The organism is Pseudoalteromonas thalassia, from assembly GCF_049257215.1.
In the GTDB taxonomy this organism is placed as follows: Bacteria; Pseudomonadota; Gammaproteobacteria; order Enterobacterales; family Alteromonadaceae; genus Pseudoalteromonas; species Pseudoalteromonas lipolytica_C.
This window is the reverse complement of sequence record NZ_JBMMUE010000001.1, coordinates 446,428-465,682: the sequence shown is the minus strand read 5'-3', so window position 1 is coordinate 465,682 and position 19,255 is coordinate 446,428. Positions and strand designations below refer to the sequence as shown.

The following is a 19,255-nucleotide window of genomic DNA, read 5'->3' as shown; positions in this document are numbered from 1 at the left end:
TTAAATAACATCCTCCTTAATATGTATTATAAATAGCATAATTTTACCCAAAACAACTCCTTCCTTGATCTCACCATTCATTTGCATGCAAACAGACAAGGTTAAAATTTTTAGAAAGTAAACCTGTAGCGCTTAGCTAAAAGCAATTAAATCTTCATTAACTCCTCTTACTTTTGATTGAATAACAAACAATAAATAGTCTATGCTTTTAGTTGACCCCATTTTGCAAGGAGCAAACTTTGAAATTACCTACCCCTTTGCGTGTTGCTATTTTAGCCGCAGCCACTGCGATTTCACTTACAGGCTGTCAACTCACCTCTAGCGAACTACCTGCTATTAGCGATACAGGTACCAAGCATATTGGTCATGTAGTTTGGCACGATCTTATTACCCCTGATTTAGCACAATCTAAAGCCTTCTATGGCGATGTGTTTGGTTGGCAGTTTAAGCAGGTTAACGACAGCTATTTACTCGCTACCTCAGACGGTCAATTAATTGCAGGTATGGCTGAGCTTGATAATAAGCAAAATGCCAGCCATTGGCTGAGCATGTTAAGTACTGACAATATCGCTGCAATAAGCGAAAAAACAGTCACAGCTGGCGGTAAAGTTTTAATTGCTAGTACAGAAATTAAAGGACGAGGCAGCATAGCAGTATTAGAAGATCCGCAAGGCGCGGTATTTTCTTTGATCAACACAGTTAATGGTGACCCAGCTGCTACATACAGTGATAATCGTTGGATATGGCAAGAAGTCTGGACTGACAACCCTGAGCAAAGTCAGTCTTTTTATCAATCGCTTGGCAATTATTCTGTTCAGACTAAAACACTGGGTGAGAATAACTATAAATATCTAACAGCCGATAATAAACCGGCTATTGGTTTTGTTAAAAAGCCTGACACTAACATTGGCAATACCTGGGTTAACTACATTAAAGTTGCCAATATTTCCGACACACTCCTTAAAGTAAAAGCCGCAGGTGGTGTAGTTCTTATGGCGCCGACTCAACAAGTGCGAAATGGCAGTGTAGCCATTATTCGTGATCCTGCAGGCGCAGGTATTGTAATTCAGGAGCAAATGTAATGAAAAAACGCATTCTAAAAATAGCCACGGTAGCAGCCACCTTAGTGCTACTAAATGCATGCACACCTTATGCTAGCCTTGATATTAATGCCCCTTTTAAAGTTGGGCCTGTCTATGTAAACCCAAGTATTGGCATTGGCGGGACGCTTTAAAAATAAAAGTCTCCGCCCTTAATTAATGCTTTATCTTTAAACGCTGGACGTGCGAAAGCACGTCTTCAGCTTTTGCACCTAAATAAACATAAATAGCTAAAGCCAATAACAGCCCCGCCACAGCAAACATCATCAGCACAGCAGGAATAACATACTCAGTTTGCCCAAGCGCAGCCTTGAACATAGTTAATAATGCCTCAATCGATACTGCAATCAGAATAGTCGAAATAAAACGCGTGATAGTGCGGCGAGTCGAGCTATGGCGGAAGATATCTTTATGCATCAAAATTTCTTCCTCGAGAATTGTTTTTCCTAAATCAAAAATGGCTAATGCAAGAGTAACGAAAATGATGATTGTAAAAGGTTTTAATGGATCAGAATGAGGCTGCTCACTCATTAACAGTTCTAGCATACCGATGAATACTTGATAGAGTAAATAAAAGACTAAACAAAACAAACAACCAACAATTAAGCCGTAGCCAGCTTTAAAGTAAGCGGTCATGCTTGCACGTTTAGTATCACCCATAATAAATTCAACCAGCTCAGTTAAGCAGACATCTATCACAAGAAAATAATGCCCCCCTTGTTTCTTTTCGACCGGTTTAATTGCAGAAATACATAAATGCCTAGTTGCTGTCGAGATATAAGGAGAGGTGAAATGTGCCTCAGGTGCGCTCGACACTAATAAAAAATAAGGCCTAGCGCTTAAATCCTGCCCAGCTCCTTTATGCGCCAAGTACTTCTTGTACTGACGTTTAAAGCAGACATTATCACCGAGCTGAATACCTTGCTCATTTAAGCAATACTGTAACTCTAAGAACGGATACTGTTTTACAAGTTGCTGATAGTCTTGTTCGTTGGTGATTGAAGCTTGCACACTCGCTAAAATAGACAGTAGTAAATTGTGTATCAGCAATTGTTGTTCTTCATATCGCTCAATTGCACTGAGATAACTCATTCTCGCCATCTTTGTATCCTTAAGAGAATAGATACAACTAAGTAAGCAAGGTGTGCTCCAAGTTTAAAAAGCGATAATAATCAGCTTAATATAAAAAATGACGATATAAAATTAGAATAATGGCACTAAAAAAGTGCATCGTGTGTTGTATAAAGCACTAAAACGAAAAAAGCCGTAACACGCTGTGTTACGGCTTTTTAATTTTGGTGCGGATGGGGGGACTTGAACCCCCACGGCCGAAGCCACCACCCCCTCAAGATGGCGTGTCTACCAATTCCACCACATCCGCATACAATTCTGTATGTTGTTAAGCTTTTTGTTTACTTGAGGAATGAAAACAGCTTAACAAGTATTAGCCTAAGCCAATTAATTTGGTACGTCAGAGCTCTTTTCTTCTGTTACCGGCACATCGTTTTGTGCAGGAGTAACAGTTTCAACAGCTGGCGCAGCTTCTAGGTTTTCCCACTCATCAGTCTTTTTAATTTGACCAGCTGTTAGGTTGCCTAGAACAATACTTAGCACAAAGAAAATTGTTGCTAAGATTGTGGTTGTTTTAGTCATGAAGTTACCAGCACCAGATGAGCCAAACACGGTTGCAGAAGCACCTGCACCAAATGATGAACCCATATCTGCGCCTTTACCTTGTTGGATTAAAACCATACCAACTAGAGCTAAAGCAACAATTAAATAAACTACTAATAAAATTTCGTACATCTTATACGGTCCCTTTTGCACTTTCGCAGATTGCAGTAAATGAGTCTGCTTTTAGACTTGCGCCACCAATTAGGCCACCGTCAATATCTGGTTGTGCAAATAATAATTCGCTATTTTTTTCATTCACGCTACCACCATATAAGATGGTTAATTGCTGCGCTAAGTCATCATCTAAAGAAGCAATTTTCTCACGGATAAACTTATGAACAGCTTGCGCTTGCTCAGGTGAGGCAGTCTTACCTGTGCCAATGGCCCAAACGGGCTCGTATGCTACCACAGAATTCTTCAGTGCTGCTACACCTAATTTGTTAATTACAGCATCAATTTGTGCTGCAACTACTAATTCGGTTTCATTTGCTTCACGTTGCTGTTCACTTTCACCAACACATAGTACCGGTGTTAAACCAACATCTTGCGCACGAGCAAATTTATCTGCCACAACCTCATCTGATTCGCCATAAATACTACGACGTTCAGAGTGTCCAACAAGTGTGTATGTTGCACCTAAGTCTTTAACCAGTTGCGCATCTACTTCACCGGTAAATGCACCTGCTTGGTTCTCAGAAACAGTTTGTGAACCAACCACAACATCTTGCTGAGTTACAGCGTTAATTAATGGGAATGGTGGAAAAACCACAATATCAAATTCATCCGATTGAACATCTTTAATAGCGCTAGATAGCTGTTCAACAAGCTCTAATGAGCCGTTCATTTTCCAGTTACCTGCTACCATCGGCTTACGTGCTGCCATATTTCCACTCCACATTAGAAAGCGGGCAAGATACTAACTCGACTTGCCCTAAGTTACAAGAGGTTATTGTTATACCACGGTTTGTTTGCTCACAGATTCAACAACTGCGGCAATTTTTTGAGCACTATCAAGGACAATTTTCTCTTGCTCAGCTTCAACCATCACGCGAACAACAGGTTCAGTCCCTGATTTTCGTAGTAACACTCGTCCTGTATCTCCTAGTTGCGCTTCAACTTCAGCAACCATATCGATAACAGCCTGAGCTTGTGTTGGATCTGTGCCCTGAGGGTAACGTACGTTGATCATTTTCATTGGGTATTTTGTAAAGCCAGCGCCGAGGTCTTGTAATGTTTTATTTTGCGCGACCATAGCTGCGAGTACTTGTAAGCTCGAGATAATACCATCACCCGTACTGATCAGGTCTAAATTCAATACGTGCCCTGAACTCTCACCACCAATTTTCCAGCCTTTTTCTTGTAAAAGCTCCATAACGTAGCGATCGCCCACTTTACTACGAGCAAAACCAATGCCGCGCGCTTTTAGGGCATTCTCTAGGCCCATATTTGACATAACGGTGCCAACAACACCACCACCTAGAATATCGTCATTAGCAGCTTGGCATGCAATGATGTAAACAATATCATCACCATCAAAAACTCTGCCATTGTGATCAACCATCATTACGCGGTCACCATCACCGTCATAAGCAATACCCACATCAGCATTATGTTCTAATACTTTGCGTTTAAGAGTTTCAACATGAGTTGCACCACACTCTAAGTTGATATTTACCCCATTTGGCTCGCAAGCATGACAAATAACCTCTGCGCCTAGCTCACGCATTACCGAAGGAGCAATGTGGTATGTAGCGCCATTGGCACAATCAAGCACAATTTTTAACCCTTCTAATGACAGGCCTTGTGGAAATTGGCTTTTACAAAACTCAATATAGCGACCATCCGCTGTTTCTAAACGACGAGCTTTACCTAGTTTGTCTGAGGCAACACAGGTCATAGGCTCATCCATCATAGCTTCTATTTCAAGCTCAACTTCATCAGGTAGCTTTAAGCCTCTGCTTGAAAAGAATTTAATACCGTTATCATGATATGGATTATGCGATGCACTAATTACAATGCCTGCTTCAGCACGGAATGTTTGGGTTAAATAAGCAACAGCAGGTGTCGGCATAGGGCCCAAAAGAACAACATCAATACCCGCCGCAATTAAACCTGCTTCAAGCGATGTTTCCAGCATATAACCTGAGATACGAGTATCTTTACCAATTATAACTTTCTTGGTGCCAATTTTTGATAGTACACGACCAGCAGCCCAGCCTAGTTTTAAAGCAAATTCAGGGGTGATTGGAAACTCCCCAACCATGCCACGAACGCCATCCGTGCCAAAATATTTTCTTGTTTTACTCATTTGTAATTCCTTTCTTACATGCTTGCCATACGCTAAGCACATCGACTGTTTCTAATACATCATGTACACGAATAATTTTAGCGCCATTTTGGGCCGCAATTAATGCTCCCGCTAAGCTACCTGCTAAACGCTCACTCGTGTCTCTTTTTAATAAGTTACCTATCATTGATTTGCGTGATAAGCCTGCTAACACTGGTAGATTAAATTGATTAAACTCATCAAACCTATCAAGGATTTGATAGTTATGAGCCAGTGTTTTTCCAAATCCAAAACCTGGATCCAGTATAATTCGATGTTTCTGAATACCCGCTTGCTCGCATGCTGCAATACGCTCGGCAAAAAAACGGTTTATGTCTGCAAATAAATCAGTATATACCGGATTACTTTGCATAGTTCGTGGCTGCCCTTGCATGTGCATTAAACAAATAGCCACATCTGGGTACTCAGCAAGTACATCTATAGCCCCAGGTTCTTGCAACGCTCTTACATCATTTATGATATCAGCACCGGCAATAATCGCTTGACGCATCACTTCGCTTTTACTGGTATCTATAGAAATAATGCAATCGCTACTTTGCCTAAGTGCTTTAACCAATGGGATTACGCGTTTTAGCTCTTCATCTAAAGACACATCAGGTGCGCCTGGGCGAGTGGATTCACCACCAATATCAATAATTTTTGCGCCTTGATTTAAAAGAGCTTGCGCTTGTTTGACAGCGCTGTCGAGCTGACAGTAGTTGCCGCCATCTGAGAAAGAGTCAGGGGTTACGTTTAAAATCCCCATTACAATAGGGTCGTCGAGGTGTAAAGTGCGACCTCGGGGTAATTTAATAGCGGTCATCGATCACCTTTACTGCTTCCATGGCAAAAAATACAGTATTGTTTTCTGCTACAAAAAAGCCCCGGCATGCGGGGCTTTTGCTTTTTCTATTTTAGCGATTATTCAGCTTTGTCATCAAGGTTTGTTTCATCCTTTTTTACTGAATCTTCGCTTTTTGTCTCTTCGGGTGCCGATTCTACTTTCGGAGCCGAAGATTTTTTGTCATCTGGACGACGGTCATGAACATCACGAGGTTCACGAACTGGCTTACGAGCCATTAAGTCATCAATTTGACCCGCATCAATCGTCTCGTACTTCATAAGTGCATCTTTCATCGCATGAAGAATGTCGATGTTATCTTTTAATATTTGCTCAGCACGTTGGTAGTTACGGTCTGAGAACAAACGCACTTCACTATCGATAACTTTAGCTGTTTCATCTGACATGCTCATAGCACGGCTACCACCGCCACCCATGTACATTTCGTTTTGATCTTCAGCATAAAGTAATGGACCTAGCTTTTCACTTAGACCCCACTGAGTAACCATTTTACGGGCAATATCAGTTGCACGTTCAATATCGTTACTTGCGCCCGTAGTTACTTTATCTTCGCCATAGATTAAAGCTTCAGCAATACGGCCACCATAAAGACTCGAAATCATTGACTCCAGCAGCTCTTTTGAGTGACTCACGCGGTCTTGCTCTGGCAAGTACATAGTGACACCCAGTGCACGGCCACGAGGGATAATAGATACTTTATACACAGGGTCATGTTCAGGCACCATGCGACCAACAATCGCGTGACCCGCTTCGTGGTAAGCAGTCATTTCTTTTTCTTGCTCACTCATCACCATGGTCTTACGCTCTGCACCCATCATGATTTTATCTTTTGCTGCATCAAACTCTGCCATGCTTACAACACGCTTGTTACCACGTGCAGCATATAGCGCAGCTTCGTTAACTAAGTTAGCAAGATCAGCACCAGAGAAACCTGGCGTACCACGTGCAATTACAGCCGCTTCTACGTTGTCACCTAGTGGTACTTTACGCATATGTACTTTTAGGATCTGTTCACGTCCGCGAATGTCTGGTAAACCAACAACAACTTGACGGTCAAAACGACCAGGACGTAATAACGCTGGGTCTAATACATCAGGGCGGTTGGTAGCTGCGATAACAATAATACCTTCGTTACCTTCAAAACCATCCATCTCTACAAGCATTTGGTTAAGTGTTTGCTCACGCTCATCGTGACCACCACCCATGCCGGCGCCACGTTTACGCCCTACCGCATCAATTTCGTCGATAAAGATGATACACGGTGCGGCTTTCTTCGCTTGCTCGAACATGTCACGTACACGTGATGCACCAACACCAACGAACATTTCAACGAAATCAGAACCTGAGATTGTGAAAAACGGCACTTTTGCTTCACCTGCAACGGCTTTTGCAAGTAACGTTTTACCTGTACCCGGAGGACCTACCATTAGTACGCCTTTCGGGATGCTACCACCTAGCTTTTGAAATTTAGATGGGTCACGTAAGAAGTCAACCAGCTCAGTTACATCTTCTTTTGCTTCGTCACAACCAGCAACATCAGCAAAAGTAGTTTTAACTTGGTCTTCACTCATCAGGCGCGCTTTACTCTTACCGAAAGACATCGCGCCTTTACCGCCACCACCTTGCATTTGACGCATGAAGAAAATCCATACACCAATAAGCAGTAACATTGGGAACCAAGAGATTAAAATGCTGGCGAGGAAAGACTGCTCTTCAGGCTTTACACCTTTCACATTGACATTGCTTTTTAATAAATCGTTCAAAATGTCTTTATCATACATTGGCATGATAGTTTGAAAGCGCTCACCGTTTGTTTTGGTGCCAGTAATAGTACCTGTTGTGCTTTCGATTGAAACTTCTTGAATAGCGCCGCTACGAGCATCGCTTACAAACTGAGTGTAACTTGTTTGGCGATCAACTTGATCACCACCATTAAAGCTCTGAAACACTGACATTAGCACTACTGCAATGACCAGCCAGAGTATTAGATTTTTCGCCATATCGCTCAAGGGGTTAACCTCTTGTATCCAATTAATTTAAATTCAACTTAACGCTGCACAACTGTACTACAGTTTGTAGCCTGTCGCCACTATATAAACTTCCCGAGAACGGGCACGCGAAGCATCGGGCTTTCTAATTTTTACCGCTTTAAAGCTATTACGTACGTCCTGCAAGTATTGATCAAATCCTTCGCCTTGGAATACTTTGACACAAAATGCGCCGTTTTTCTTTAAAACTTGGTGACACATATCCAACGCGAGTTCTACTAGGTACATACTACCAGCTTGGTCAACAGATGTATTGCCGCTCATATTTGGTGCCATGTCAGAAAACACCACATCAACATTTTTTCCGTCAATACGAGTTAATAACGCATCAAGCACGGCTTCTTCACGGAAGTCGCCTTGCAAAAAGTCGACACCTGCTAGCGAATCCATTGGTAGGATATCACACGCAATAACTTGACCATTATCACCTACTTTTTCTGCTAAGTATTGTGACCAACTACCTGGAGCCGCACCTAAATCAACCACCGTCATTGATGGTTTTATTAATTTATCTTTGTTTTGAATTTCGTCTAATTTGAATACCGCACGAGAACGCCAGCCTTTCTTTTGCGCTTCGTGAACATAAGGATCGTCGAAATGTTCCTTCAGCCAACGCTTAGAACTGGCTGAATGTTTTTTATTTGCCATAAAATTAATACGTAACTAATTAGTAATATTCTCTAGATGGCGTTAGAATACCCTTAATTCAAGCCATATTCAGCAAAATTTGTAACAACATGAAATTATCGAACAAACAAAAGCAGTTTTTAAAAGGTCAAGCACACAGTTTAAAACCTGTTGTATTACTTGGTGCTAACGGTTTAACCGAAGGTGTTTTGGTTGAGATTGACAGCGCTTTAGACATTCACGAATTAATCAAGGTTAAAGTACCTACTGATGATCGTGAAACTAAAGCATTGATTTTTGATGCGATTGTTCGCGAGACTAAAGCAGAGAAGCTTCAAACAATTGGTCACACAATTGTTCTGTATCGTCAAAGCGAAGATAAAAAAATTCAATTACCACGCGGCTAAGTCCGTATCGGCAATTTAAAAATAAAAGCCAGCGTTACTCGCTGGCTTTTCTATTTCTGAATCGATTTTATTTTGTAACCAAACATGAGTCGCTTGCTATTTTTCTGCACGAGTGTATTTAAGTACCCGATTAATGAACTCAGTAGTTAATTCATTAATCAAACCCGTTTCGGCATTCAACACTAAACTAAAGCCAATATTCAAATGTGGAAACACCACAAGATCACTACGATAACCTTGCACCCAGCCACTATGGTAATAAAGTACTTCGTCATCATAGTCATAAATACGCCACCCCAATCCGTAAAAAGCATCATTTACGTGCTCTCGCCATACTCTGCGGCGAGTTTCCTTTTTGGTATGCGTATATGGGCGTGTTTGTTTGATCAGCGCATCCAATGGCAGCACATCAGGGAATTGCCCTAATTGGGCGTTTAGCCATATTGCCATATCACTGGCGCTTGCATTTACACCTGCTGCCGCTGGCACCTTATAATAATTTTTCTTTAAACGTGATGTATACCAACGCTTTCTGCCACGCACATGTGGATGCGCATAGTTTTCATCTTTTACCATGCCTTCAAAACCAACGCTGGCATCATTCATTTTTAGTGGCGCAAAAATATATTCAGTGATCCAGTGTGAATAATCCATTTGAGTTGATTTTAAAATTACTGAATCAATTAAACTAAACATCACATTTTGATAGCCATAGCACTCACTAGGCTTACAAATTGGCTCTACTGCTAATAAACGTTCAACAATGTCGGGATAACTCATCCGTGATTCGATTAAGTTATCGTAGGCATTTGGCACCAAGCCGCTTGAATGACTCAATATATGATAAATTTTTAAATCATCTTTGTAGACGGTATTTGAAAACTCAGGAATAAATTTACTAATTGGATCATCAATATTAAATTCGCCTTGTGCCGCAAGTTTTGCAGTAAGTGAGCCTGCAAAAGTTTTTGACACCGAAGCTAAACGAAACCGAGTATGTTGGTTTACCCTGCGACCATCCTTTATTTTTGTTCGCCCAATCCCTTTGATGAAATCCTCTTCTCCTAACTTCACAATCGCCAATGAACCGCCAGGAATACCTTTACTTGTTAACTTGCGGGTTAAATATTTATTATAATCATCGACGAATGTTTGCCATTGCTGATCACTAGCAAGTGCATACCGACTTGAAAAAAGCTGAATAAGAAGGAGAAAAAAGAAAGGAATAAAACGTAAACTGTACTTCATTAGTTATTTTTTTAAATTCGTTTAGGAAGTTTCTCATAACATAATATCATGAACTTTTGCTTCGACTAACGTACAATACGCTTAATCTTTATTTTTTATGGGTAGATTATACTATATGCGCTTTCTTTTTGTTTTGATTTTTTGTTTTATCTCAGTTGGTTGCGCTTTAAAACCAGAACCAGCACCGCTTTTAACTATGCCAAAAAAACCGACACTGCAAAGCCAATACTTTCAAATTGAGTATCAAACAGAGCACGAAGCTCCTAAAGTTAAGTCTGTTCAATTGCCAGCCCATGCCGTTAAAAAGAATCAGACTGTTACTATTATTGCCGACAAAACGAGTGTTACTGACACTCTTTATAAACAAATTTCAGATGCTTTAATCGAAAAACAATTAAAAGTAATAGAAGGTGATGAAGCTGATTACGCTTTGTCGATTCATCAGCTTGATTTAGATTTGGTTGATGATACTGAATATCAGCTAGTTAAGCCCGATAAAGCATTTCCATTGTTTGCAGATATTGCTGCGCAATATCCAACTCAACAATGCGCAACTATTTTGGCACAAGTAAGCATGCGTCTAACGCATAAAAAGACCGGAGATGTGGTCTGGTTTGCAAAATCTTCAATCGACAGCGCGAGCTTTCACCGTGAGCCTCTTATTTATCGTGTAGAGCAACAGCAAACTATTAAAAATGAGCTAGAAGTTGCCAGCTTTATTCATGCACAAAATACTGAACAAGCTCGTCTAGAGCGCATTAACAAAAAAGTACAGGTACCGCCTTACCAAACTGTGATGCGTATGAGTTCATTAACTAAGCAACAAGGTCCGTGTAATCGCACTGAAATTAGTGCTCTAACACCCATGATGCAATATTACCTCAGCAGCATCCTGCTCGATAAAATTAAAGTACAATAACATCTAGGCTGTTTGTTTTACCCATAAACAAACAGCCTATCTTTTAGTACTCGTAACACTTTCTTACACATCTAAGCCCTCACCTACATTTTTTTACAGATTACAGGAACTCGATAACAATATACTATATCCTCTTACGACATTACTTTTTCGAAACAAGGATGAGACATTGCGAGTTTACGCCACCATTTTAGTACTTTGCTTGTGGTTTTTCGCTGCATCAAGCCATGCCAGTAATCGCTATTATGCTGACAACACTTTGGAGCCAAGCCAAGGCTTTGCTTGGGACTGGGGCATTGGAGCGGGTTATTACATCGAAGACTCTTACCTAGTAGGCATGGACTCATATAATGATGGTTTTGAGCCAGACATTCACCTTGCAATATCGTATGAAAAGTTTTACCTCGACTATGACCAAAGCCAGTTAAGTGGTGGCCTAACTATGGGCTATAGCTTGATTGACAAGTTTGAATGGGGTCTTGATTTAGTCGGTACAAACATTCAGTCTGGTTTTGATGAAACTGGTCTCGCCTTTTATGGTGACGATGTCATCGATGAACTAGCAGGGATAAAAAATAGAAATTACGATTTTGATGTTGGCTTGCGTTTATCTCGCCGCTTTGAAAACTCGCAAATTTCATTTGAGTATTTACAAGATGTTTCCGGCACACATAATGGCTGGGTAATGAATTCGTTTTATAGCCAAATTATTCCATGGCGAAACTGGGAGTTTCGTTCTGGTGTTGGCTTAAGTGCCTATTCTGAAGACTTTACTAATTATTATTTTGGTATTTCAGAATCAGAAGCACTTGCAAACCGCCCTGTTTATCGCCCTGATACCTCTTATAGCCTGATCTTTGAATTTCATGCCGAATATCCGCTTAACAGACATTGGGTATTCTTAACAGGCTGGCTGTCTACTTGGTTTTCTAGTGATATTCACCAAAGCCCTATTATTTCACAACAGTATCAGCATAAAGCCAAGGTAGGCGTGCGCTATGTCTTTTAAGTATTATTTCATCATAGCGTTCGGGTTATCTGCCACATTACATGCGCAAGAACAACAATCCGTTGATACAAAAGCTAATGCCTTGGTTGCATTACCTGACACCTGTGTTGCACTTCGTGAGGGCAGAAGCTGTTACGCCGATGTAGACATTAGTTGGCAACAACAGAGCATAGGCAACTATTGCTTACGTAACGAACAAAGCAAACACATCATTCAATGCTGGCTGATGCAACAAAAGGGTTTATTTCGCTACGAATTCGACTCAGCAGAAACAATTGGCTTTGAACTTATTAATAGTGACAACGGCAAAGTCGTTGCCACCACTGAAATACAACTACAGTGGGTTTATAAAAATCGTCAAAAGAAACGCCGTTGGCGACTGTTCTAACCGTTTGGAGTAAATAATGGAACATTACGGAACAATATTATTAGTTGAAGATGATATTTCACTCGCCAATTGGGTGGCCGAATACTTAATTGAACAAGGTTATAAAACCACTATTTGTTCACGAGGCGACCTCGTTGTTGAGCAGGTACGTAAAACAGCTCCTGACTTAGTGTTACTCGATATAATGCTTCCCGGACAAGACGGCATTAGTGTTTGTCGTGATTTAAGGCAGTTCTATCAGGCTCCTATTATCATGCTGACAGCACGCGACGAAGAAATGGATGAAGTCATTGGTCTTGAAGTAGGTGCTAGTGATTACATGATGAAGCCTGTGCGTCCTCGTGCTCTGCTCGCGCGCATAAAAGCTGCATTGCGCTCTAAAACTGACTCGCAAGATACCAGCAAAGAAAGTACCACAATCAATGTTGGTAAACTCACTATCAATACAGAATCACGTACTGTGTACTTTGGCGAAGATGAAGTTCATATTTCAAGTGCAGAATATTTATTATTACATTACCTTGCCAGTAATGCAGGCCAAGTGGTATCACGAGACGCCGTGTTTAAGGCGACCAAAGGCAGAGAGTATGATGGCTTAGACAGAAGTGTCGATGTGCTCATCTCGTCTTTACGTAAAAAGTTTAATGATGATCCACAACACCCAGAAAAAATTAAAACGATCTGGGGCAAAGGCTATTTGCTTGTTTCGACAGCGTGGCAGTAAACGCGTGTGAAAAAGTTTTACCTTTCCTTATTAGGCAGTGCACTCCTTTCGATTATCATTTTGGGTTGGCTTATTGACGCGTTCAGTCAGCAAACCCAAACGCCTCATGACGTTTTTTATAGCGAAACCCAAATGATAAAAGGTTTTGCAAAACAATTAGCAGCAATTTCACCCAGCCAACGCCCACAAGCTATCAAGCAACTTAATGATGACTTTACTGTTCAGCTTGAATACAGGCCAACACAATCGCTTGCTTTACCTCAATCATTACTTGCCCAAATTACGCAACCAAGCGGGCTTATTCTCGAAGATCAACAAGGTTATTACTTGCTTTACAGTGAACCAAACTTAGGGTCACACCATTTAAAAATGCGCTTAATGAAAGACCATAGCCATGAACAAGGTAACGATGTGTTACTAACTATGCTTTTTTATGCTGGGCTTTGTGTGTTCATGGGTTTTATCATTACTCCATTAGCAAAGCGCTTATCGGTGTTAAATGACGCGGCGCAACGTTTTGCTAAAGGTGACTTGAAAAGCCGCATTCATGTATCACATTTTACCTATATCAAGGACGTCGAGCTAACCTTTAACCGCATGGCAAGCCAGATAGAAAAGCTACTTGAAGAAAACAAGTTGATGGCGTCAAGTTTATCGCATGATATACGAACACCTATTGCCTGTTTACGATTTGGATTAGAGGCAGCACAAGATAGTCCAAACGAACAAAAACGTCTGGAGTACCTTGCCCGTATGGAGCAAGATCTTGATCAAATGGAGTCGATGCTAAAAAGCTACCTTGCTTTTGCCACACTAGAACAAAAAGCGAATCAGCTCACTTTTAATGAGTCAGCTCTTGATAGTTATACCCTTACTTTAGTTCACCAACTAGAACCTAAACTGGAGCAACGTCAGCTTCGCATTCAGCAACAAATCGAACCTGGCGCTGTATGTGCCGATCTACACTGGTTAGCCAGAGCAATCGTTAATTTATTGAGCAACGCTTGTGATTTTGCGACATCAGAAATTCTGATTTCCGCTAAACAAGCTGGAAATCAGGTTATTTTTACAATTGAAGATGATGGTCCGGGAATAGATCCAAAAAACTGGCATAAAGTATTCAGTCCATTTTTCCAAGAGCAGACTCATCGTAATCGAGATGGTGAAAGTTATGGACTAGGTTTAGCCATTGTCGCTAAAGTTGCTGACTGGCACCACGGCACTGTCAGCGTTACAAAGAGCAAACAGCTCGGAGGCGCTTGTTTTACTCTTTCAATTCAAAATAAAAGCCTTTAAACATGTTTCAATTATGTTAATTGTCTCGTATTGTAGAGAACAATTGCACGAAATGTACGCTGACTTCAAAGATAACAATATATAGAACGAATTTGACCTAGATTAACTCTTTTTATTTGATGTTAATTCAAGTAGATTGTCAGCGCCGTCAAAGATAGAGAAGTAAAATAATATGAGCGCATCACGTGGGGAGTTCAGCTCCCGCTTTGGATTTATAATGGCTGCAGCGGGCTCTGCCGTTGGCCTAGGAAACATTTGGGGCTTCCCAACACAAACAGCAAGTAATGGCGGTGCCGCTTTTTTGGTTGCCTATTTAGTACTGGCGTTTTGTTTAGCTTATCCTGCATTAATGGCAGAGCTAGTTATTGGTCGTCATGGGCAAGCTAATGCTGTCAGTTCGCTTAGAAAAGTGACTAATCATCAGTGGCAAAAGAAATTTGCATTTATGGTTGGGTTTGGTGGCATTATCTGTGCGGGCCTTATCTTAAGCTTTTATGCTATTGTTGCAGGCTGGATGCTAAGTGCTACTTTAGAGCCTGTCGCACAGTTATCTGGGCAAGCCCAAGCAAGCACTTGGTTAAGTGAGCAGTCACTATCAAGAAACTTAATATTCACAGCTGCTTTTATCATTTTGACCGTGTCAATTATTTCGAAAGGTGTAGAAAACGGCATCGAAAAGTGGTCAAAGCGCTTAATGCCTGCATTGCTAGGCATTTTGTTCATGCTGATCATTTATGTAATGACGCAAGATGGGGCTATTGCTGGCTTAAAAGCGTATTTAGTGCCTGACTTTTCTTCAATTTTAAATCCTGAGCTACTTGTTAATGCTTTAGGCCAAGCATTCTTCTCACTATCGCTCGGTACAAGTGTGATGATTATTTATGGCTCATACATCAGTAAAAAAGAAAACCTTGTATCGCTAGGTGCATATGTAACGCTTATTGACGTGTTTATTGCTTTTGTAGCCGGTTTATTAATTATCCCTGCAATGTATGTAGCACAAGCACAAGGCGTACAGATATTTTCGCCTGAAGGCGCATTACTTTCTGAAGATACCTTGGTGTTTCAGGTATTACCTGCCCTGTTTACAAGTATGGGAGATGTGGGTATTTTTGTTGGCTTTGCTTTCTTTGCTTTGATGAGCATCGCCGCATTAACTTCATCAATTTCAATGCTAGAAGCCCCAGTATCTTATGCAGTTGAACGCTTTGCTTTAAAGCGTGTGCAAGCAACTTGGATCATCGGCGGTATTATTGCACTGATAAGTTTTACGATAGTGTTTAATCTAGGGACGCTATTTGGCTTTGTAATAACTTTAACCACTAAAATTGGCCAACCAATTCTTGGCTTAATGTGCTGTATTTTTGTAGGCTGGATCTGGCATAGAGCATCTTTATTAAAAGAAATTCAGCAAGGCTGCCCTGATGTTGCGAATAGCTTCTTCTGGAAAGTATGGCCATGGTATATCAAGTTCATTTGCCCACTTGCCATCTCACTCGTGTTTGCAAACTCACTGTTAAGTTAACACATTGCTGAGGTAGCCATTTGGCTACCTCAGACACATATCTTGATGTGGAATACCATCTTCTAAATAATCATCACCCACATTCTCAAAGCCAAACTGCTGATAAAACCCTGTTAAGTAGCATTGAGCCCCAATCATAATTGCTTTATCAGGCCAGTGTTCTAGACAGGTATCAATTGCCATTTGCACGAGTTTAGTCGCTAACCCTTCACCGCGAAATTGCTGCGCAACCAGCACACGACCAAATGCACTATACTGCTCATTTTTCTTATAACAACGTGCATAGGCTGCAAGTTGCTGCTCTCTGAATAAAAATACGTGCTGAGTTAATTCATCATTATCAACATCGTCAATTTCCGGGTAAGGACAGTTTTGCTCTACGACAAATACGTCTACCCTTGCACGTAAAATTGCGAGCAACTCATCTTTACTGAGTTCGTCATAACTTTTAACAATATACATAACGCTCCTTTTCGAAGACAAAAAACCCAGCCTTAGCTGGGTTTTAACTAACTATTCAGTCGTTAGTCTTTAAGCAAATAATCGTTCAAGCTGGTCACATAACTGGGATAGATTTACGTGATCATGCTCAATAGTTAAATCCACATAACCATCACCTCTAAAGGCACGGTCAAGCTCAATTAGCACATGTGTTTTATGAGCTTCAGGAACAAATGATAATTCAATCTCTTGTAAGCCAAATAAGCTTCGACTGTTTGGTCGATACTCAAGCTCTTGGTAGCAGCCTGAATGAGATTGAAAAGTAGGTGCGCGCAAATAACCTTTTTCAACATCTGCTTTTACTAAATTAAAACCAAGCCTATCCATTGCTTCCATTAATGTACTAACAGCATCATTAGGGTAAATGTGTAAGGCATCACGATCCGTAGGGTCGAGTGCTAAATCAATATCTAAACCTGTCTCAAGCCAGACATGGGATTGATTATAGCCGGCATTGATTTCTGTTATTGGGGTTTCAGAATGTAGTCGTGCTTCAAACGGGATATGCTTTTCTGCACCGGCACTGATAATACCAATATCTGGAATACGCCACTTTTCAATGACATGATTGGTAAAATAATCGCCTTCTTCGCTTTCAACTTTTACACGCGTCATAAGCGCCAAATCTAAACCAGCAATTTCTTGATCAACATCACCGCCTTTAATCACAATCATAGCGTTGAACTTTTGACCTGGTTGCAAGTGCTCTGTCTCAAGTACAGTGTCAACTTTAGCTGCACCAATACCTACTGATGCAAGGATTTTCTTAAACATCTTTTCTCCTTAAGCCAACTTTAATAAAAGACGACTTAAATTCCTTCGTTATTGCATCTTAACCACAATTAAAAGCTATTGTCAGCGAAAAAATGGTGCTTTTGACGGATTAATCAATAAATAGCGCAAATGTGTTTATTTTTTAAACTCTTCTGCTTCGATATTGTTTTCCAATAAGAAATATTTCGCTACACTGCTAACAAATGAAGTTACAAGAATAATTATGGAATTAATCTACTTTGCTACTGCGTTTGTCTGTGGCTTTGCTGTTTACCAGTTAAAGCTTCCTCCTCTTATTGGCTTTTTGTTAGCAGGCTTCGCGCTTAATTTATATGGCTATAAAACAACAGAATTACTCAATACCCTTGCAAACTTAGGTGTTACCCTGCTTCTATTTAGTATTGGCCTTAAACTAAAAGTGGCTAATTTAATCAAGCCTCAGGTGTGGGCCCCTGCTTCGTTACATATTGTAATTAGTAGCACACTGTTCAGTGCTTTTATGCTGCTGCTTGGCGCAATTGCACTGCCTTTATTCAGCGAGCTTACATGGCAGAGCGCATTGTTAGTGGGCTTTGCTTTTAGTTTCTCAAGTACAGTGTTTGCAGTGAAGGTACTTGAAGAGCGCGGCGAGATGGCCAGTCTGCACGGTAAAATCTCCATCGGTATTCTGGTTATGCAAGACATCTTCGCGGTGATCTTCTTGGCCATTAGTACAGGAAAAGCGCCGAACGTTTGGGCGCTGGCGCTATTAGTTGCTTTACCTCTGTTACGCCCAGTTATGTTTTGGGTATTAAACCGCTCAAAGCACGGTGAGTTATTACCTTTATTTGGCTTTTTCTTTGCCCTTGTTATTGGCTATCACGCTTTTGAATTTGCAGGCTTAAAAGGTGATTTAGGTGCATTGATAATAGGCATGATGTTCGCTGCACATAAAAAAGCGGGTGAATTATCAAAGTCTCTTCTTAATCTAAAAGATATATTACTCGTTGGTTTTTTCTTAAATATTGGTTTGAATGCAGAGCTAACTAGCCACGCAGTACTTGTTGCGCTGGTATTAGTTTTCGTATTACCGATAAAAGTGGCGCTGTATTATGTATTAACTAATGCATTCAAACTGCGCGCACGTACTTCTTTGTTAAGTGCTTTTAGCCTTGCAAACTACAGTGAGTTTGGGCTTATTGTTTGTGCCGTTGCAGCATCAAGCAATATGATCACTTCAGAATGGCTTGCAGTAATGGCAATTGCTGTTTCGATCACCTTTATTTTGGCATCACCCCTTAACAAACGTTCGAATGAAATCTACGTTAAAATTGAGCGCTGGTTACTTAAATTTGAAAGTGATACTCGGCTTGCAGAAGAGCTGCCAGTTAACCTTAACGATACTAAGATTGTGATATTTGGTATGGGTCGGATTGGAACCGGTGCTTATGAAACAATTAGTCAAACTCATCCAAACCTTGTTGCTGGTATCGATATAAAACCCGATGTGGTGGAGAAACATATTCAACGTGGTCGTCGAGTATTACTTGCCGACGCAACTGACCCTGATTTTTGGCAACGAGTAAACCATTCACATGTTGGTATGGTTATGTTAGCAATGCCTAAGCATATGCAAAATATTTTTGCCTTGGAGCAACTTCGGGCTTCAGGTTATCAAGGTCAAGTAACGGCGATAGCAAATTACCCTGACCAGCAAAAAGAATTAGAAGATATGGGGGTTGACTCTACTTACAACTTCTATTTAGAGGCCGGTAGTGGCTTTGCGGAGCATGTAAAACAAAAACTTTTTTCATAATGTAAAAAATAATTCTCGGTTCCTCTAAATGG

Annotated in this window: 20 protein-coding genes and 1 tRNA gene; 10 read left to right on the top strand and 11 right to left on the bottom strand. The window is 40.7% G+C overall.

Annotation, left to right across the window (positions count from 1 at the left end; all coding sequences use genetic code 11):
• Positions 1-239: 239 nt before the first annotated feature.
• Together AAEU31_RS02225 and AAEU31_RS02220 are read left to right on the top strand one after the other, a co-directional pair.
• Entirely contained in the window at positions 240-1,082 is an 843-nt protein-coding gene (locus AAEU31_RS02225; protein ID WP_135924086.1) for a VOC family protein, read from the top strand.
• Complete coding sequence (locus tag AAEU31_RS02220) at positions 1,082-1,234, top strand: hypothetical protein (RefSeq protein ID WP_295507803.1); 153 nt, start codon at positions 1,082-1,084, stop codon at positions 1,232-1,234. The genes AAEU31_RS02225 and AAEU31_RS02220 overlap by 1 nt, the downstream gene beginning before the upstream one ends.
• 22 nt (positions 1,235-1,256) lie before the next feature.
• Here AAEU31_RS02220 and AAEU31_RS02215 read toward each other — a convergent pair whose 3' ends face one another.
• The 8 genes from AAEU31_RS02215 to rlmE form a co-directional block, all read right to left on the bottom strand.
• Positions 1,257-2,201, bottom strand: a complete 945-nt coding sequence (locus AAEU31_RS02215; RefSeq protein ID WP_421966272.1) for a PDC sensor domain-containing protein — start codon at positions 2,199-2,201, stop codon at positions 1,257-1,259.
• A 195-nt stretch (positions 2,202-2,396) separates the two neighbouring features.
• A tRNA-Leu gene (locus AAEU31_RS02210) sits at positions 2,397-2,481 on the bottom strand.
• Between the two features lie 77 nt (positions 2,482-2,558).
• Positions 2,559-2,906: a preprotein translocase subunit SecG gene (gene secG, locus AAEU31_RS02205; protein WP_135924084.1), complete on the bottom strand. Its 348-nt coding sequence runs from the start codon at positions 2,904-2,906 to the stop codon at positions 2,559-2,561.
• Position 2,907: 1 nt separating this feature from the next.
• Complete coding sequence (tpiA, locus tag AAEU31_RS02200) at positions 2,908-3,657, bottom strand: triose-phosphate isomerase (protein ID WP_421966271.1); 750 nt, start codon at positions 3,655-3,657, stop codon at positions 2,908-2,910.
• Between the two features lie 69 nt (positions 3,658-3,726).
• Complete coding sequence (glmM, locus tag AAEU31_RS02195) at positions 3,727-5,082, bottom strand: phosphoglucosamine mutase (RefSeq protein WP_135924082.1); 1,356 nt, start codon at positions 5,080-5,082, stop codon at positions 3,727-3,729.
• Positions 5,075-5,923 carry a dihydropteroate synthase gene (gene folP, locus AAEU31_RS02190; RefSeq protein ID WP_135924081.1) on the bottom strand — a complete coding sequence of 283 codons (849 nt, stop codon included), beginning with the start codon at positions 5,921-5,923 and terminating at the stop codon, positions 5,075-5,077. The genes glmM and folP overlap by 8 nt, the downstream gene beginning before the upstream one ends.
• Before the next feature lie 98 nt (positions 5,924-6,021).
• Positions 6,022-7,962 (bottom strand): ATP-dependent zinc metalloprotease FtsH, encoded by a 1,941-nt coding sequence (gene ftsH / locus AAEU31_RS02185; RefSeq protein ID WP_135924080.1) that lies wholly within the window; start codon positions 7,960-7,962, stop codon positions 6,022-6,024.
• 66 nt (positions 7,963-8,028) lie between these two features.
• Positions 8,029-8,658, bottom strand: coding sequence for a 23S rRNA (uridine(2552)-2'-O)-methyltransferase RlmE (gene rlmE / locus AAEU31_RS02180; protein ID WP_135924079.1), 630 nt, complete (start codon positions 8,656-8,658; stop codon positions 8,029-8,031).
• A gap of 89 nt (positions 8,659-8,747) precedes the next feature.
• On the opposite strand from rlmE, the gene yhbY reads away from it, so the two are divergent.
• Entirely contained in the window at positions 8,748-9,044 is a 297-nt protein-coding gene (gene yhbY / locus AAEU31_RS02175) for a ribosome assembly RNA-binding protein YhbY (RefSeq protein ID WP_135924078.1), read from the top strand.
• Positions 9,045-9,140: 96 nt separating this feature from the next.
• Here the strand turns inward: yhbY and AAEU31_RS02170 are convergent, their stop codons facing one another.
• On the bottom strand, positions 9,141-10,292 hold the full coding sequence (locus AAEU31_RS02170; RefSeq protein ID WP_421966270.1) for a serine hydrolase domain-containing protein: 1,152 nt from the start codon (positions 10,290-10,292) through the stop codon (positions 9,141-9,143).
• Positions 10,293-10,407: 115 nt separating this feature from the next.
• On the opposite strand from AAEU31_RS02170, the gene AAEU31_RS02165 reads away from it, so the two are divergent.
• From AAEU31_RS02165 to AAEU31_RS02140, 6 genes are all read left to right on the top strand, one after another.
• Positions 10,408-11,211: a hypothetical protein gene (locus AAEU31_RS02165; RefSeq protein ID WP_421966269.1), complete on the top strand. Its 804-nt coding sequence runs from the start codon at positions 10,408-10,410 to the stop codon at positions 11,209-11,211.
• A 169-nt stretch (positions 11,212-11,380) separates the two neighbouring features.
• Entirely contained in the window at positions 11,381-12,220 is an 840-nt protein-coding gene (locus AAEU31_RS02160) for a MipA/OmpV family protein (RefSeq protein ID WP_235383494.1), read from the top strand.
• Positions 12,210-12,608: a DUF3019 domain-containing protein gene (locus AAEU31_RS02155; RefSeq protein WP_421966268.1), complete on the top strand. Its 399-nt coding sequence runs from the start codon at positions 12,210-12,212 to the stop codon at positions 12,606-12,608. Before AAEU31_RS02160 ends, AAEU31_RS02155 begins: the two co-directional genes overlap by 11 nt.
• Before the next feature lie 16 nt (positions 12,609-12,624).
• The gene (locus AAEU31_RS02150) at positions 12,625-13,332 is read left to right on the top strand and encodes a response regulator (protein WP_135924073.1); all 708 of its coding nucleotides are present in this window, start codon (positions 12,625-12,627) and stop codon (positions 13,330-13,332) included.
• Between the two features lie 6 nt (positions 13,333-13,338).
• Entirely contained in the window at positions 13,339-14,628 is a 1,290-nt protein-coding gene (locus AAEU31_RS02145; RefSeq protein ID WP_421966267.1) for an ATP-binding protein, read from the top strand.
• A gap of 172 nt (positions 14,629-14,800) precedes the next feature.
• Positions 14,801-16,153, top strand: a complete 1,353-nt coding sequence (locus tag AAEU31_RS02140) for a sodium-dependent transporter (RefSeq protein ID WP_135924071.1) — start codon at positions 14,801-14,803, stop codon at positions 16,151-16,153.
• 24 nt (positions 16,154-16,177) lie between these two features.
• Here the strand turns inward: AAEU31_RS02140 and AAEU31_RS02135 are convergent, their stop codons facing one another.
• Together AAEU31_RS02135 and AAEU31_RS02130 are read right to left on the bottom strand one after the other, a co-directional pair.
• Positions 16,178-16,615, bottom strand: coding sequence for a GNAT family N-acetyltransferase (locus AAEU31_RS02135; protein ID WP_138556976.1), 438 nt, complete (start codon positions 16,613-16,615; stop codon positions 16,178-16,180).
• Between the two features lie 69 nt (positions 16,616-16,684).
• Positions 16,685-17,428 (bottom strand): sporulation protein, encoded by a 744-nt coding sequence (locus tag AAEU31_RS02130; RefSeq protein WP_135924069.1) that lies wholly within the window; start codon positions 17,426-17,428, stop codon positions 16,685-16,687.
• 223 nt (positions 17,429-17,651) lie between these two features.
• Here AAEU31_RS02130 and AAEU31_RS02125 point away from each other — a divergent pair, with 223 nt between their 5' ends.
• Positions 17,652-19,223 (top strand): cation:proton antiporter domain-containing protein, encoded by a 1,572-nt coding sequence (locus tag AAEU31_RS02125; protein ID WP_421966266.1) that lies wholly within the window; start codon positions 17,652-17,654, stop codon positions 19,221-19,223.
• Positions 19,224-19,255: the final 32 nt, after the last annotated feature.

Coding starts and splice junctions, on each gene's coding strand:
- AAEU31_RS02220 (WP_295507803.1), top strand. CDS start 1,082: ATGAAAAAACGCATTCTAAAAATAGCCACGGTAGCAGCCACCTTAGTG.
- AAEU31_RS02215 (WP_421966272.1), bottom strand. CDS start 2,201: ATGGCGAGAATGAGTTATCTCAGTGCAATTGAGCGATATGAAGAACAA.
- secG (WP_135924084.1), bottom strand. CDS start 2,906: ATGTACGAAATTTTATTAGTAGTTTATTTAATTGTTGCTTTAGCTCTA.
- tpiA (WP_421966271.1), bottom strand. CDS start 3,657: ATGGCAGCACGTAAGCCGATGGTAGCAGGTAACTGGAAAATGAACGGC.
- glmM (WP_135924082.1), bottom strand. CDS start 5,082: ATGAGTAAAACAAGAAAATATTTTGGCACGGATGGCGTTCGTGGCATG.
- folP (WP_135924081.1), bottom strand. CDS start 5,923: ATGACCGCTATTAAATTACCCCGAGGTCGCACTTTACACCTCGACGAC.
- ftsH (WP_135924080.1), bottom strand. CDS start 7,962: ATGGCGAAAAATCTAATACTCTGGCTGGTCATTGCAGTAGTGCTAATG.
- rlmE (WP_135924079.1), bottom strand. CDS start 8,658: ATGGCAAATAAAAAACATTCAGCCAGTTCTAAGCGTTGGCTGAAGGAA.
- yhbY (WP_135924078.1), top strand. CDS start 8,748: ATGAAATTATCGAACAAACAAAAGCAGTTTTTAAAAGGTCAAGCACAC.
- AAEU31_RS02170 (WP_421966270.1), bottom strand. CDS start 10,292: ATGAAGTACAGTTTACGTTTTATTCCTTTCTTTTTTCTCCTTCTTATT.
- AAEU31_RS02165 (WP_421966269.1), top strand. CDS start 10,408: ATGCGCTTTCTTTTTGTTTTGATTTTTTGTTTTATCTCAGTTGGTTGC.
- AAEU31_RS02155 (WP_421966268.1), top strand. CDS start 12,210: ATGTCTTTTAAGTATTATTTCATCATAGCGTTCGGGTTATCTGCCACA.
- AAEU31_RS02150 (WP_135924073.1), top strand. CDS start 12,625: ATGGAACATTACGGAACAATATTATTAGTTGAAGATGATATTTCACTC.
- AAEU31_RS02140 (WP_135924071.1), top strand. CDS start 14,801: ATGAGCGCATCACGTGGGGAGTTCAGCTCCCGCTTTGGATTTATAATG.
- AAEU31_RS02135 (WP_138556976.1), bottom strand. CDS start 16,615: ATGTATATTGTTAAAAGTTATGACGAACTCAGTAAAGATGAGTTGCTC.
- AAEU31_RS02130 (WP_135924069.1), bottom strand. CDS start 17,428: ATGTTTAAGAAAATCCTTGCATCAGTAGGTATTGGTGCAGCTAAAGTT.
- AAEU31_RS02125 (WP_421966266.1), top strand. CDS start 17,652: ATGGAATTAATCTACTTTGCTACTGCGTTTGTCTGTGGCTTTGCTGTT.